Annotated in this window: 16 protein-coding genes; 6 read left to right on the top strand and 10 right to left on the bottom strand. The window is 70.2% G+C overall.

Features of this window, described 5'->3' with window-relative positions:
• Window positions 1-211: 211 nt before the first annotated feature.
• From ACIPYT_RS01915 to ACIPYT_RS01925, 3 genes are read right to left on the bottom strand one after another with little or no spacing between them, the layout of a single operon-like run.
• Window positions 212-784, bottom strand: coding sequence for a TetR/AcrR family transcriptional regulator (locus tag ACIPYT_RS01915; RefSeq protein ID WP_401070043.1), 573 nt, complete (start codon window positions 782-784; stop codon window positions 212-214).
• Window positions 777-1,370: a sugar O-acetyltransferase gene (locus tag ACIPYT_RS01920; RefSeq protein WP_401070046.1), complete on the bottom strand. Its 594-nt coding sequence runs from the start codon at window positions 1,368-1,370 to the stop codon at window positions 777-779. Before ACIPYT_RS01920 ends, ACIPYT_RS01915 begins: the two co-directional genes overlap by 8 nt.
• A gap of 47 nt (window positions 1,371-1,417) precedes the next feature.
• Window positions 1,418-2,779, bottom strand: a complete 1,362-nt coding sequence (locus ACIPYT_RS01925; RefSeq protein ID WP_401070049.1) for an MFS transporter — start codon at window positions 2,777-2,779, stop codon at window positions 1,418-1,420.
• Window positions 2,780-2,854: 75 nt separating this feature from the next.
• On the opposite strand from ACIPYT_RS01925, the gene ACIPYT_RS01930 reads away from it, so the two are divergent.
• Both ACIPYT_RS01930 and nhaA read left to right on the top strand, forming a co-directional pair.
• Window positions 2,855-3,028 (top strand): hypothetical protein, encoded by a 174-nt coding sequence (locus tag ACIPYT_RS01930; protein ID WP_401070052.1) that lies wholly within the window; start codon window positions 2,855-2,857, stop codon window positions 3,026-3,028.
• 62 nt (window positions 3,029-3,090) lie between these two features.
• On the top strand, window positions 3,091-4,362 hold the full coding sequence (gene nhaA, locus ACIPYT_RS01935) for a Na+/H+ antiporter NhaA (protein ID WP_401070055.1): 1,272 nt from the start codon (window positions 3,091-3,093) through the stop codon (window positions 4,360-4,362).
• Window positions 4,363-4,392: 30 nt separating this feature from the next.
• On the opposite strand, the gene ACIPYT_RS01940 is transcribed toward nhaA, so the two are convergent.
• The 5 genes from ACIPYT_RS01940 to ACIPYT_RS01960 all read right to left on the bottom strand — a co-directional run bounded on the left by ACIPYT_RS01940 (window position 4,393) and on the right by ACIPYT_RS01960 (window position 9,622).
• Window positions 4,393-5,394 carry a CNNM domain-containing protein gene (locus tag ACIPYT_RS01940; protein ID WP_401070058.1) on the bottom strand — a complete coding sequence of 334 codons (1,002 nt, stop codon included), beginning with the start codon at window positions 5,392-5,394 and terminating at the stop codon, window positions 4,393-4,395.
• Entirely contained in the window at window positions 5,391-6,803 is a 1,413-nt protein-coding gene (locus ACIPYT_RS01945) for a hemolysin family protein (RefSeq protein ID WP_401070061.1), read from the bottom strand. Before ACIPYT_RS01945 ends, ACIPYT_RS01940 begins: the two co-directional genes overlap by 4 nt.
• A gap of 174 nt (window positions 6,804-6,977) precedes the next feature.
• Window positions 6,978-7,679, bottom strand: a complete 702-nt coding sequence (locus tag ACIPYT_RS01950; protein WP_401070064.1) for a zf-HC2 domain-containing protein — start codon at window positions 7,677-7,679, stop codon at window positions 6,978-6,980.
• On the bottom strand, window positions 7,676-8,182 hold the full coding sequence (locus ACIPYT_RS01955; protein ID WP_401070067.1) for a sigma-70 family RNA polymerase sigma factor: 507 nt from the start codon (window positions 8,180-8,182) through the stop codon (window positions 7,676-7,678). The genes ACIPYT_RS01950 and ACIPYT_RS01955 overlap by 4 nt, the downstream gene beginning before the upstream one ends.
• Window positions 8,183-8,299: 117 nt before the next feature.
• Window positions 8,300-9,622, bottom strand: coding sequence for a flavin monoamine oxidase family protein (locus ACIPYT_RS01960; RefSeq protein ID WP_401074710.1), 1,323 nt, complete (start codon window positions 9,620-9,622; stop codon window positions 8,300-8,302).
• A 74-nt stretch (window positions 9,623-9,696) separates the two neighbouring features.
• On the opposite strand from ACIPYT_RS01960, the gene ACIPYT_RS01965 reads away from it, so the two are divergent.
• From ACIPYT_RS01965 to ACIPYT_RS01980, 4 genes are all read left to right on the top strand, one after another.
• A complete protein-coding gene (locus tag ACIPYT_RS01965; protein WP_401070070.1) occupies window positions 9,697-11,316 on the top strand; it encodes a sodium-dependent transporter in 1,620 nt (539 codons plus the stop codon).
• Window positions 11,313-11,447 carry a methionine/alanine import family NSS transporter small subunit gene (locus ACIPYT_RS01970; protein ID WP_082297520.1) on the top strand — a complete coding sequence of 45 codons (135 nt, stop codon included), beginning with the start codon at window positions 11,313-11,315 and terminating at the stop codon, window positions 11,445-11,447. The genes ACIPYT_RS01965 and ACIPYT_RS01970 overlap by 4 nt, the downstream gene beginning before the upstream one ends.
• A gap of 51 nt (window positions 11,448-11,498) precedes the next feature.
• The gene (locus ACIPYT_RS01975) at window positions 11,499-12,161 is read left to right on the top strand and encodes a hypothetical protein (protein WP_401070073.1); all 663 of its coding nucleotides are present in this window, start codon (window positions 11,499-11,501) and stop codon (window positions 12,159-12,161) included.
• Between the two features lie 103 nt (window positions 12,162-12,264).
• Window positions 12,265-12,783, top strand: coding sequence for a hypothetical protein (locus ACIPYT_RS01980; protein ID WP_401070076.1), 519 nt, complete (start codon window positions 12,265-12,267; stop codon window positions 12,781-12,783).
• Between the two features lie 18 nt (window positions 12,784-12,801).
• On the opposite strand, the gene ACIPYT_RS01985 is transcribed toward ACIPYT_RS01980, so the two are convergent.
• The gene (locus tag ACIPYT_RS01985) at window positions 12,802-13,479 is read right to left on the bottom strand and encodes a Pr6Pr family membrane protein (protein WP_401070079.1); all 678 of its coding nucleotides are present in this window, start codon (window positions 13,477-13,479) and stop codon (window positions 12,802-12,804) included.
• Between the two features lie 46 nt (window positions 13,480-13,525).
• Window positions 13,526-14,221 (bottom strand): GntR family transcriptional regulator, encoded by a 696-nt coding sequence (locus ACIPYT_RS01990; protein ID WP_401070081.1) that lies wholly within the window; start codon window positions 14,219-14,221, stop codon window positions 13,526-13,528.
• Window positions 14,222-14,227 lie beyond the last annotated feature (6 nt).

Below are 14,227 nucleotides of genomic sequence, written 5' to 3' on the forward strand. Positions count from 1 at the left end.
ATTTTACATAGTATTGGATTTGGGTCTAGTCCCGAACCCGAAAAACTCCACCCGAGACCTCGAGGTCCAGTCTCCCACCGGCGAGGATGCACACGGAGCAGGGGCGCCGGCCCGGGCGGAGCACCGGCTCAGGATCGGACGCCGCACGGGCATCCGACGTCCGCGGTGTGCCGGTACCTACCGCGAGAGCACCCGCCCACCCGAGACGCGACTACCGCGCGCGGGTGATGCGCGCGACCGCCTCGGCGACCTCGCCCGGGTCGCGCGGCTCCTCGTCGAGCGCACGGTGGATCGAGATCCCCTCGATCATGGCGTCGAGCAGTCGGGCGGTGTCGTGGTCGAAATGGCGCTCGAGCGCGGCCCTGCTGCGTCGCATCCACGCCGTGGTGAGCGCGCGGTAGGCGGGCTCGCGTGCGGCGAGCGTGTACAGCTCGTGCGACAGGACGAGCTCCCGCGCGTCGCCGAACACGTCGCCGTGGATGATCTCGACCACGGCGGCGCGGGCCTCCTCGGCGCCGACCGCGGAGGCCATCCGGGTCTCGAAGCGCTCGCTGATCGTGTGCGAGAACAGTGTGAACGACTCGAACAGCAGCTCGTCGATGCCGTCGAAGTGATACGTCATCGACCCCAGAGGCACACCCGCGGCCTGCGCGATGCGGCGATGCGATGCGCCGGCGACACCCGACTCGGCGATGACGTCGAGGCACGCCGCGATGATGCGATCGCGACGTTCCGGGTCGTTCTTGCGCCCGCTGCGGCTGCCCGCGCCCGGTGATTCAGTCATGCGATGCCTCGATCGATCGCACCACGCGGGCGGGACTCCCCACCGCCACGACGTTCGCCGGGATGTCGCGCGTCACCACCGATCCGGCGCCGATCACGCTGTGGTCGCCGATCGTGACGCCGGGGCACACGATCACTCCCCCGCCGAGCCACACGTTGTCGCCGATCACGATCGGCTCGGCTGCCTCGAGCTTGTCGCGGCGCAGATCGGGATCGATCGGATGCGTCGGCGTGAGCAGCTGCACGTTCGGACCGATCTGACAGTCGGCGCCGATCGTGATGCGGGCGACGTCGAGGGCCGTGAGTCCGAGGTTGACGAAGGTGCGGGCGCCGATCGAGATGTGGTCGCCGTAGTCGACGTGCAGCGGCGGACGGATGACGACGCCCTCACCGAGATCGCCGATCAGGTCTTCGAGCCACCCCCGTGCCGCCGGGTCGCCCGACAGGGTCTGCCGCTCGTACAGGTCAGCCAGTCGGGCGGCCCTCGCACTGCGGGCCGCCAGCTCGGGGTCGTCGCCGATGTAGAGGTCGCCCGCGAGCATCCGCTCCCGGTTGGTGCGGGGGTCGCCTGCGAAATGGTCGGTCATGACCCGACTCTAGCAGGGTGCGTACGTTCGTACTCAAAGGCCGTCGGTCATGATGCCGCCGTCCCCCGAGCCCCGAGCGGCACCACCGCGCTCAACACGACGAGCGAGACGGCGCCGAGTGCGGCGATGCCGGCGGGGATCCAGAAGAGGTGCGGCATCCCGAGCCAGGCGGCGCCGACGCTGCCGAGGAAACCGCCGAGCGCCGCGTTGAGCGCGTAGGAGCTGAGGAAGACACTGGATGCCGTGCCGACGCGCTCGGGCAGCAGTCGTTGCGCCACCGTGATGCCGAGCACGCCGAACGTCGCGATGACACCGGCCATGAGCAGCTGTCCGAGGATGAGCAGCAGGATCGGCTGCGCCACCGCGTCCGCCGACGCGTAGGCCACGTGCGCGCCGACCGCCATCGTCGCGCCGCCGAGCAGCACGCGCACGACGCCGACACGGTCGGCGAGCTTCGCTGCGACCAGCATGAGCGGCAGCTCGACGAGAGGCTGCAGGCCGATCACGGCTCCGCGGAGCCCCGCATCCATCCCCAGCGTCCTGTCCATGTACAGCGGGAGGTACGCGAGCTTCACGGTCTCGCCGCACATGATGAGGATGTAGATCGCGGTGAACAGCAGCAGCGGGGCCATCGAGCGGCGCACCGCGACGATCGTCGCGCCGGTGGCGGCCGCACCGAGCTCGGCCGGGTCGTCGGGGGCCGAACGGATCGGCGACGAGCGCTCCGCGCGCACCGGCGGCGTCCGCACGCCGATCAGCGGAACGATCGAGAGCAGGATGCTGAGTCCCGTGAGCAGCAGCAGCGGACGCAGCCCGAGAGCCGCGCCGAGCACGGCACCCAGCACGGGGCCGACGACCCATCCGAACGCCATCGCGGTGCGCATGACGGCGATCACGCTGTTGTCGGCCGGGGTCGGCCTCGCGTTGAGCTCGTCACGGACGGCCGCCTGGAGCTGGGCGGCTCCGGCGCCGGCGGCGCTCAGCAGCAGCATGTTGATCGCGAACGGCATCCACGCCTGCATCGCGACGGCCATGAGCGCCCAGCCGACGAAGCCCGCGACCGCGGAGATGCGGAACACGAGCAGCCGCGATCCCATCCGGTCGGAGAGCGAGCCGACGATGTAGCCGGTGATCGGCGCGACGAGGTTCGTGAGGAAGTACAGCCCCGCCTGCGAGTCGGTGAGGTGCAGCTCCTCGACGAGGAACAGCGTGATCTGCGGCGCGGTGATCGACATGCCGATCCCCGAGACGACGAGGCTCAGGAAGGCGCCGCGCAGCAGACGCGACCGGAGGATGTACCTCGTGGCCGACGCCTCGGGCCGTGGCGGCTGCTCGTGCGACACGCGTGACCGCCTCTCGGGCGTCAGGGGGATAAGGAAGGAGAGGTTACAAACCTCGGGAACCTCCATCGTATCGATTCGACGCCGGCAGGTCGGCCCCCTGCACCACAGGCGCCGCACATACCCGCGCGATACGCTGGACGCATGCCCTCCCTCGCGATCTCCGGCGCCGTGCGCGCCCCGCGAGAGCTGCCGTCGGCCACGCCGATGGCATCCTGGGCGAAGGTCGTCATGCACCCGGGGACCAACGGGTGGACGAGCGTGTGGGGCACCCTCTCGCACGGCGAGATCGCGGGCTGCCCGCCGCCACGGCACTGACGCGCCGCCGTCCCTCGGCGTGCGCACGCGTGTCCGTGTCACCCTTCACCCGAGGTCCCACCATGTCTTCGTCGTCTTCACCGTCCCGTCTTCCCGTCGCCCGCCACGAGCTGTGGCGCGGCATCCGTTCCACCGTCCGCAGCGACGTCACCGCCGGCGTGCTGCTCCTCACCGCGACCGTCGCCGCGCTGATCCTCGCCAACGGGCCCGCCGCAGAGTGGTACACCGCCCTGCGCGATGTCAGGTTCGGTCCGGCGGCCCTGCACCTCGACCTCAGCGTCGGGGCGTGGGCGGCCGACGGCCTGCTCGCGATCTTCTTCTTCGTCGTCGGCCTGGAGCTCAAGGAGGAGTTCACCACCGGACGCCTCCGCGATCCCCGCGCGGCCACCCTCCCCGTCGCCGCGGCGATCGGCGGGGTGATCACCCCGGCCCTCATCTTCCTCCTGATCACCGCCGGGAGCGGAGCCGATGCCGCACGAGGATGGGCGATCCCCACCGCGACGGACATCGCCTTCGCGGTCGCCGTGATCGCCGTCGTCGGCAGGTTCCTGCCGCCCTCGTTGCGGGTGTTCCTGCTGACCCTGGCCGTCGTCGACGACCTCATCGCGATCACGATCATCGCGACGGTCTACACCGACAGCATCGAGCTGGTGTGGCTCGGCCTCGCACTCCTGCCCCTCGCGGCCTTCGCGATCGCGGCCCAGCGCGGCATCCGCTCCTGGTGGATCCTGCTGCCGCTCGCGGTCGCGACCTGGGCGCTCGTGCACGCCTCGGGAGTGCACGCCACCGTCGCCGGCGTACTCCTCGCGTTCACAGTGCCGGTGCGACCGACCGACCGCGCGCACGTGCTCGTGCGGCACGACGGCGAGGTCGAGCGCGAGGGCCTCGCCCCGCACTGGGCCGACCGATGGGGCGTGGTCGCGACCCTGTTCGCCGTGCCCGTGTTCGCGTTCTTCTCCGCCGGGGTCGCGATCGGCGGCGTCGACGGTCTGCGCTCGGCGTTCGCCGATCCGATCACGCTCGGCATCATGTTGGGCCTCGTGCTCGGCAAGCCGATCGGCATCCTGCTCACCACCCTCGCCGTCGGACGCATCCCCGCGCTGCGCCGAGACCCGAGCCTCCGGTGGTTCGATCTGATCGGCATGTCGTTCGTCGCCGGGATCGGCTTCACGGTGTCGCTGCTGATCGGCGAACTCGCGTTCGGCAGCGCTTCCGTCGCCGACGAGCACGTCAAGATCGGGGTGCTGACGGGATCGCTCGTCGCCGCACTCGTCGGCGGCACCCTGCTCGCGATCGGCAGCCGACGGCACCGGCGGGGTCGGCTCGACGCCTGACCCCGCCGGCGCACCGACGGATCGCCCGCGTCACACGGTCGCGGGCAGGAGCTCCCGGAGCAGGTCGTCGAGGGTCACGACGCCGAGCATGGTCTCGCCGTCGACGACCACGGCGAGCTGCACGTGCTCGCGACGCATGCGGCTCAGCGTGTCGTAGGCCGTGAGACCCGACGCGACCGTGGTCGCGGCGCGTGCGATGTCGGCGACCGGCGTACCCGCATCGAGCGGGAGGGTGTCGCGCACGTGCACGACGCGCACACCGGCGCCCTCCCCCACGAGGATCCGCAGGTGACCCGACGCGGCGGCCACGGCCTGCACGTCGGCCACGGTCGCGGATGTCGCGACGGCGGTCGGCGCGGTGTCCGTGCGCACGATCTCGCCGACCGTGAGCGACTGCAGCGAGATCGCCCGCACGATCGGCTCGGAGTACTCGACCTCGAGCGTTCCCGCCGCGCTCGAGTGCGCGACGAGCTCACGGATCGTGTCGACGTCCTGCCCGCCGGCCGCGGCCTTCTCGACCGGTTCGACGCCCGACGCCTTCACCAGACGGTTCGCGATGCGGTTGATCCACAGCAGGAACGGCCGCAGCGGCCAGGTGAGAGCGCGGGCAAGGATGCTCGTGGCCTTCGCCGCGGTCTCGGGGTGCGCGATCGCCCACGACTTGGGCGCCATCTCGCCGATCACGAGGTGCAGGAACGTCACCACGATGAGGGCGAGCATGAACGCGATGATGTCGGCGGCGACGTACGGCAGCCCCCACGCCTCGAACACGGGCGACAGCGCGTAGTCGATCGCGGGCTTCGTGATCGCGCCGAGCAGGAACGTGCACGCCGTGATGCCCAGCTGGGCGAACGCGAGCATGACCGTGAGCTCGTTGAGGCCGCGCAGCGCCGACCGCGCCGCGGCGCTCGTGTCGGCCTCGGCCTCGAGCCGGTGCCGCCGCGCGGCGAGCAGGGCGAACTCGACGATGACGAAGAAGGCGCTCGCGACGATCAGCAGCGTCGTGATCAGGGTGACCATCCACCAGCTCATCGGGCCACCTCCTCTGTCGTCCCGGCGCCCGGCTCCTGGCCGCGCTCCGCGTCATGACCGCGTTCCGTCTCGACGAGCGCGATGTGCACGACGGCGGGAACGTGACGCGCGACCTCGACGATCCGCACGTCGAGCCGGCGGTCGATCTCGATGCCCTGCACGGTCTCGGCCGCCTTCGCGGGCAGGTCGATGCGCACGACCTCGCCCTCTGCGGGCAGATCGCCGTGCACGCTGACCACGAGACCCGCGATGGTCTCGGCGTCGTCGTCGGGTGCGAAGTCGTGCCCGATCAGGCGCTCGATCTCGTCGAGGTGCACGTCGCCCGCGAGAGTCCAGCCGTCCTCACCGCTCGCCACGACCACGGCATCCGGGTCGTGCTCGTCCTCGATCTCGCCGACGACCTCCTCCGTGAGGTCCTCGATCGTGAGGATGCCGTCGAAGTTGCCGTACTCGTCGACCACGCACGCCAGCTCGTTGCGGGTCTGGCGCATACGGTCGAGCGCGAGCGGCAGGCGCATCGCGGTCGGGAGGATGACGGGTGGGCGCATGACGTCGCCGACCGGGGTGCCGCCGCCCGGGGCGAGACGCAGCAGGTCGATGAGCTCGACGACGCCGACGGGGATGTCCTCGTCGCCGATCACCGGGTAGCGGGTGTGGCCCGTGGACATGAGCTCGCGCACCTCGGCGACGGTCGTCTCGGGGGCGACCGTGTCGACCTTCGACCGCGGGACCATGGCGTGCTCGACGTCGCGCTCGGGGAAGTCGAGCATCCGGTCGATGATGATCGACAGGTCATCGGGCAGGTCGCCGCTCACGCGGGACTCCTCGACGATCGCCTCGAGGTCGCGCGCCGTGGCGCTCTCGTCGACGTCTTCCAAGGGCTCGATGCGCACGAGTCGCAGCAGCGCGTTCGCGGCGACGTCGAACACCGTGATGAGCCAGCCGAACGCCGCGAGGTAGATGCGCGTCGGCAGCGCGAGCGCGCGGGCGAGGGGCTCGGGGCTCGCGATCGCGAGGTTCTTCGGGTACAGCTCGCCGAAGATCATCGTGACGATCGTGGCGAGCAGCAGCGCTCCGGTCGTGCCGATCAGCACCGACACCCCGGTGGGGATGCCGACGCCGCCGAGCAGTGTGCCGATGGAGGCGCCGATCAGCGGCTCCGCGACGTAGCCGATGAGGAGGCCGGTGACCGTGATGCCGAGCTGGGCGCCCGAGAGCATGAACGAGGTGCGCTTCGTGATCGCGAGGACGCGTTTGGCCTGCGCGTCGCCCTTCTCGGCGAGGGCCGCCATGCGCGATCTGTCGACCGACATGTAGGCGAACTCCTGCGCGACGAAGAAGCCGCACGCGGCGATGATCGCCAGCGTCAGCAGCACGCCGAGCAGCAGTGTCAGCACTGCCTCCAGCATCCGAACTCACCCCCTCGCACGAAGACGAAGGGGTCGGTAGATCGACCCTCCTGATCAGGGGCAGGGCGGTGACGGCTCACAGGTCTCTTCCTGGGGGTCGTGTGGAGGTCGGTCGTCCGGCGGACGGCGCACCCTCAATCTAGCGGCAGAAGCCTGTGATCGCGATGAGCGGGGTCAGCCGCCCAGTGACTCCTCGAGGAGCACGTCGCCGTCGCCCGTGAGGATCGACACGGAGGCGATCTCGTCGACGCGCAGCGATGAGGCCGCGTCGAGCGACATGCTCCCGCCCGGCACGGCCAGCCAGCTCGCGACCGTGGTGGCCGTGCCGTCGTCGTCGGTGAGCACGAGCGCGTACGACCACAGACCGTCGTCGTCCCGCCAGTCGCTCCCGGACGGGTAGTCGCAGTCGACCACGATGCGGGTCCCCCACTCGACGTCGTGGAACTCGAGGTCGACCGTCATCCCCGTGGATGCCGTGAGCCCGAACGCCACCGCGGCATCCGGCGGGTCCGTGGTCAGCGCGATGGGCACGGCCACCGCGGCGACGACGACGGCCGCGGCCGTCAGACCCGCGATGATCGTGCGGCGCGTGCGCTGCGACCGCGCACGGTCGATGCGGTCGACCGTGCGTGACAGGAGATCGTGCGGTGGGTCAGGCACCTCCGGGGCGGCGACGAGCGATGCTGCTCCTGCGCGCGCGAGCAGGCCCGGCATCCCGGCGAGCTCGCCGACGGCATCCCGGCATATCGCGCATCCCTGCATGTGCTGCTCGAACAGACGCCGATCGGTCGGCGTGAGAGCTCCCAGCACGTACGCGGCATCCCACTCGGCCATCCGTCGGTGCTCGGCGTCGACGCCTCCGCGTTCGTGGTTCATCTGCTCACCCCTCTCTCCTGCAGCGCCAGACGCAGCGCGCGCAGACCGTAGTGCAGCCGCGACTTCACGGTGCCCTCGGCGATCTGCAGCTCCTCGGCGAGCTCGACGGTCGTCATCGAACCGAAGTAGGCGCGCACGATCACCTCGCGGTGCAGCGTGCTCACCGCGGCGAGCGCCTCCTGCAGCAGCATCGCGTCGAACATCTGGTCGACGCGATCCGAGATCGGCCGGTCGGGCTGGTCGACCGCCGTGTGCTCGTGCCGGCGCTGCGCGCTGCGCACGCGGTCGATCACGAGGTTGCGTGCGACCGTGAACAGCCGTCCTCCGAGCTTCTCGGGCGGATCGTCGAGGATCCCCTTCGCCTTCCACGCGCGGATCAGCGTCTCCTGCACGACATCGTCGGCCTCGGCCGCGTCGCCCGTGAGCGACATGACGTAGCGCCACAGCGGAGCGGCGTGCCTCTCGTGCACGTCGCGCAGGGCCTGGGCCCGAGCCTGTCGCATGCGGAATCCGCTCCCGATCCTGATGACGCTCCGGTCACGTCACAGGAGTACCACGAGAGCGGATGCCGTCTGGTTCAGTCGGATCCGGCTGTGGATAAGTCGCGAGCGGACCCCGGGTCAGGCGTGCGCCCAGAGCCGGTCGATCGGCACCTCGCGTCCCAGCACCCGCTCAGCGGCCCGGTGCCCCGAGAACATCGCGGCGGGCACCGTGGCGGGGTCGTCGGTCCAGGTCGCCTCGCCGGCCAGATGCAGGATGCCGTCGATCGGCGTCGCGAGGTCGTCGTGGTCGGACGTCGTCGAGCCGAGCGTCATGAAGGCGTAGGAGCCGTGCGACCAGGGGTCGTCCTGCCAGTGGGTGCGGTGCATGCCGACCGGCTGCGGCACCCCGTCGCCGAACAGGCGCCGCAACGGCGCCAGCACCGACTCGACGACCTCGTCGTCCGACCAGTCGCGGATGCCGTGGGCGGCCGGGCCCGCCGCGAACGTGAGCAGCGTGGGCTCGCCGTGCAGGGCCGTGAGGTCGTACCAGGAATGCCACCATCGCGCCTCGGGCCCCTGCTGCCGGATCGCGTAGACGCCGTCGTCCCAGAACCGCTCGCCGAAGCGCAGGAACACCTTCTCGAAGGCGTTCATCTCCAGACGCGACAGCGCCTCGGCGTTCACGGGAGGCAGCGGCGGGATGACCTCGATCGAGCCGGAGCGCAGCACCCCGACCGGGACCGTCACGACGGCGGCATCCGCCGCGAACTCCCCCTGAGCGGTGTGGATGCGGATGCCGTCACGGCGGTCGACCGCGGTGACCGCATGGCCGAGGCGCACGTCGAGACCCTCCGCGAGCCGGGTCGGCAGCACGTCGTACCCCTCGGGGAAGACGACCTCGTCGCCGTCGATCGAGTCGTCGTCGAGCCCATGCGCGGCGAGGTCGTCGATCCAGGCGCCGTACTGCTCCTCCGAGCGGTGCTCGAGGTACTCGCGCACGCGCTGCACGCGGTCGGCATCCCACCCCTGCCGAGCCAGAGCGGCCTCGGTCACGTCGCGGTACGAGGCGTCGGGGGCGGAGTCCGCGATCACCGTGCGCAAGGTCGCATCCACCGCGTGCACGTCGTCGGCGAAGGCCCGCGCCGCGTCGTCGTCCAGCCGCGATCCGTCAGGACCGTAGTAGGCGATCGGGCGACTGTCGGGCTGGTAGCCGCCGACCGTGAACTCGACCGTCGGCATGCCGAACGCGGCGGCTGCCGCCGCCACGGGGCTGTCGGTGACACCGTGGATCCACGACGCTCCGAGATCCGTCGCTGCGCCCGAGCGATCGGTGTGCACCCGGCCGCCCACGCGGTCCCGCGCCTCCAGCACCACGACGCGCTGCCCGGCATCCGCCAGCAGTCGCGCCGCGCTGAGCCCCGAGACGCCCGCCCCCACCACGATCGTGTCGACGTGCTCCATCGCCTGTCCTTCCGTCAGCATCCCCCACCTCCGAGAATACGGACGCAGACGCCCTCACCGGTAGAGTGCCGGGCATGGCCGCTACGACGCAGACCCCGAAACGCGAGGCCTTCGGCTCGCGGAACGTCTTCATCCTCTCCGCGATCGGATCCGCGGTGGGCCTCGGCAACATCTGGCGCTTCCCGTACGTCGCGTACGAGGGCGGCGGCGGCGCATTCCTGATCCCGTACCTGTGCGCGCTGCTGACCGCCGGCATCCCGCTGCTGTTCCTCGACTACGCGATCGGGCACCGCTACCGCGGCTCCGCTCCGCTCGCGTTCCGACGCATGCACCGCGCCGCCGAGCCGCTCGGATGGTGGCAGGTGCTGATCTGCGTCGTGATCGCCGTGTACTACGCCGTCATCGTGGCGTGGGCGGGCATGTACACGTGGTTCTCGGCGCAGCTGACCTGGGGAGCGGGCAACGAGGAGGACTTCTTCTTCACCGACTTCCTCCGCTCGGCCGACGTCGCCGAGGTCGGCCTGTCGGGCGAATTCGTGCCGCAGGTCGGCATCCCGCTTGTCGTCGTCTGGCTGCTCGTGATCGTCATCATGGCCCTCGGCGTCAAGCGCGGCATCGGCGCGGCCAACATGATCCTCATGCCGCTGCTCACGGTCATGTTCGCCGTGCTCGTCGTGCAGTCGCTGTTCCTGCCCGGAGCCATGCAGGGGCTGAACGCGTTCTTCACCCCTGACTGGCAGGCGCTCGGCGACCCGGCCGTCTGGGCCTCCGCCTACGGCCACATCTTCTTCTCGCTGTCGGTGGCGTTCGGCATCATGGTCACCTACTCGTCGTACCTGAAGCGCAAGACCGACCTCACCGGCTCCGGCCTCGTCGTCGGCTTCGCGAACTCCGGCTTCGAGATCCTCGCGGGCATCGGCGTCTTCGCCGCGCTCGGCTTCATGGCGCAGGCGCAGGGCGTCGACGTCGACGGCGTCGCGTCGTCGGGCATCGGGCTCGCCTTCGTGGCGTTCCCGACGATCGTGTCGCAGGCCACCGGCGGGTCCATCATCGGGGTGCTGTTCTTCGGCGCGCTGGTGTTCGCCGGCATCACCTCGCTCATCTCGATCCTCGAGGTCATCGTCGCGGCATTGCAGGACAAACTGGGCTGGCGACGGGTGCGCACGACCCTCATGGTCACCATCCCCCTCGCGGTCATCTCCATGGCGCTGTTCTCGACCACCACCGCGCTGTCGGTGCTCGACACGACGGATGCGTTCGTCAACGCGTTCGGCATCATGGCCGTCGCGCTCGTCGCGGTCGTGGTCGTCGCCTGGCTGCTGCACAAGCTCCCCGCGCTGGCCGAGCATCTCGATCGGCGCTCCAGCTTCCGCGTCGGTCGTATCTGGAAGCTGCTGGTGGGCGTGCTCGCGCCGCTCGTGCTCGGGTACCTGCTGATCAGCGAGCTCGTGTCGAAGATCACCGAGCCCTACGGCGGCTACCCCGACTGGTTCCTCGGGGTGTTCGGCTGGGGCATGGTCATCGCCCTCGTCGTGCTCGGGCTGCTGCTCGCGGCACTGCCCTGGGGTGCGCACTCGCACGCGAAGGACGACCCCGACTACGACGAGTTCCTCGCCAGCGAGGAGTACCAGCCCGACCCCGAGACCGCCGCCGTGCCGACGGCATCCGCCGCGAGCGAGAGGAGCGAGGCATGACCCCCGTCGCGATCGTCATGATGGTCATCGCCATGGTCACCGTGTGGGGCGGCCTGATCGCCGCCGTCGTCAACCTGGCGCGGCACCCCGAGGTCGCCGAGAGCGAGCCGCAGCCGCCCGTCGAGCTGTAGACGGAGACGCCCCTTTCATCGTCGTCTCCGGAGTTGTTAGGGTCGTCGGACATGGCTTCCGAGAGCAGCAGACGACGCGCGGCGCGCCGCGCGAAGCCCGGCGACGGCCACGAACTGCAGCGCTACCGGTGGTGGCAGCCGTTCTCCCGGTCGCTGTTCCATCTGAGGATCGTCGGGCCCGACGGCGTCCTCCAGACCTGGTCGGTCGACGTGCGTCACGGCGGCGACGAGAACGGCGTCGTGCGGGCGCAACTCTACCGCGACGGCGTCAACCAGGCGCGATCGAAGCTCCCGGCGGCGTTCGCCGTGACCGGTGGGGTGATCGAGGTCGCGGCGAGCGGCTACGGGCTCAAGCGCTGCCACTACGTCGCCGATGACGGCACGGAGCGCGCGCTCTCCCCCGACGCCTCCTCCGCCGAGGGCTGGCGGGCGCGACTCCATCGCCGCGCCCCGGGCGTGAGCCGCGCGATCGGAGCCGTGTCGATCTTCGTGCTCGTGGTCGCCCTCGTTCTCGGCATCCCGCAGATCATCGAGCAGATCACCCACATCCCGCCCGTCGCCGACGCGATCGGCACGTTCGAGAGTCCGATCCACCTGCCCGCGTGGCTCAACATCTCCCTCGTCGTGGGCGCGCTCGTCGCCAGCACCGAGCGGGCGTTGCGTCTGCGCTACAACTGGCTGCTGGACGGCGGGTTCTTCGACGGCGAGGACTGACACGGGGCGGGGTCACGGACCAGACTGTCGTCATGAACTCCCTCCTCTACGAAGGCGCCCTGCAGGTCGTGCCGTTGCTGCTGAGATCGACCGGCGGCGCACGATGAATGCACGCCCGCAGCCGCCACGCGAACAGAGCCCGCAGCTGCGTGCCGCGGCCCTGAAAGAGCGCGTCTACGTCACCTTCACCGCCCTCGCCGTCGTGCTCGCGATGCTGTCGCACAGCGCCGACTTGACCGTCGGCGGCGCAGCCACCACCCTCACCATCTCGGTGCTCGGCACCGCGCTCGCGGTATTCGTGGCCGACTTCGTCTCACACATCGCCGTGCACCAGCATCTGCCGACCGCGGCGGAGACCCGCGACATGATCGGCACGTCGGCGAGCGCTCTCGCGGTGCTCCCCGTACCGCTGCTCACGCTCGGCGGGGCCGCTCTCGACTGGTGGAGCCTGACCGGCGCGCTCACCGCCGCGATGTGGGTGCTGCTGGGAACGCTGATCGTGATCGGCTACCTCGCGATCCGGCGCGTGCGACTCCCCTGGTGGCAGCGACTCGTCGTTCTCGGCGCCGAAGCCGTGCTCGGAGCCGCGGTGATCGCGCTGGAGCTCATCGCGCACGGGTGAGAGTTCACGACTCGACGGCTACGGGCGGGAACGCAGCCCGAACGGCACCCGCGGCAGCCGTCGATCCACGGCGAGCAGGATCGCAGTGAGGATGATCGTGAAGACCACGATCATCCCCGCGCCGGCGAGCGCGGCACCGAGTCCGACCTTCGGGACGTCGAGGAACAGGTACGGGTACCATCCCGTGATCGCGCCACGGACGAAGGTCCCGACGAGCCACGCGACCGGCCAGATGAACGCCAGCGGGATGATCTTCCACGTCCACTGACGACGCGGACCCCACAGCAGCCATCCGAGCGCCATCGCGATCGGAGACACGTTGTGGAAGAGGGCGGTCACGACGGCCGCCACACCCCGCAGCTGCAGGTCCGGATCGAGGATGAAGCTGAACGCCGCACCCGTGACGATGATCCCCAACAGCGCATCGAGATAGACCACACGTCCGACCCGGCCAAGCGTGCCCCGAATCGCCAGGAGCAACGCCGCGATCAGGACGAACAGGTTGCTCTGCACGGTGAAGAAGCTGAACAGCCGCACGAACCGCACTCCGAGCGGGATCGTGTTGCCGGCGTCACCGGAGTTCGCATCGGCACCGCCCGTGAACAGGAGGTAGAACTGCAGCACGAACCCGACGAACACGACGACGGCCACGCCCGCGAACCAGGCTCGGCCCCACACGCTCACACGATTCTCCACGCCATCATCCTGGCGCATGGATGGCGTCTTCCCGTGTGCGTCGCCGCTACTCGGCGTTAGCTGCTGCGTCCCAGGTGGCGGGGTCCCATTGCAGATCGGGAAGCGGAAGCCGGTGCAGTTCTTCGAAGGCGAGTTCGGTGAGAACGTTGTCGCCTGAGTTGAGGCCGTGCTTGACCTTGCCCCACCCCGCGATGAGGAGGTCCCAGTTGGGCACGCGGGTCGTGAACACGGCGCGGTAGCGGAAGGTGAGTGGGATGACGGAGTTGCGGGCGATGTCGACGAGCACGCTGTTGGGGCACAGCTCGAGGAGTGCGTCGTAGAGGCGGAGGGTTGCGTGCATGTGCGTTTCGACGTCGCGGGCGCGTGCCGCGTCGATGGAACCCTGCACCAGCGCGACGAGTCGTTCTCGCGTCGCCGCGTCGAGCTCGCCGACGGTGACGCGGATCACCGCGCCGATGACGCCGCCGATGGCCTGGAGGCTCTCCTCGACCTCCTCCGCGGTCACGGTCGCCACGCGTGTTCCCGACTGCGGACTGATGACGACGAGCCCTTCGAACTGGAGCCGAACGAGCGCGTCGCGCACCGGGGTGCGGGATACTCCGAGCCAGGTCATGAGCGCAGAATCCTCGAGCGTCTCCCCGGGCTTCAGCGTGCCGTCGAGGATCGCCGCGCGGATCGAGTCCGCGGCCTCGTCGCGGAGCAGCCGACGGGCGACCTTTGCTGAGGAGGAAGGCACGGGCATGGTGCG

Origin of the sequence: Microbacterium sp. NPDC089695 (assembly GCF_044749085.1) — a bacterium.
Lineage (GTDB): Bacteria > Actinomycetota > Actinomycetes > Actinomycetales > Microbacteriaceae > Microbacterium.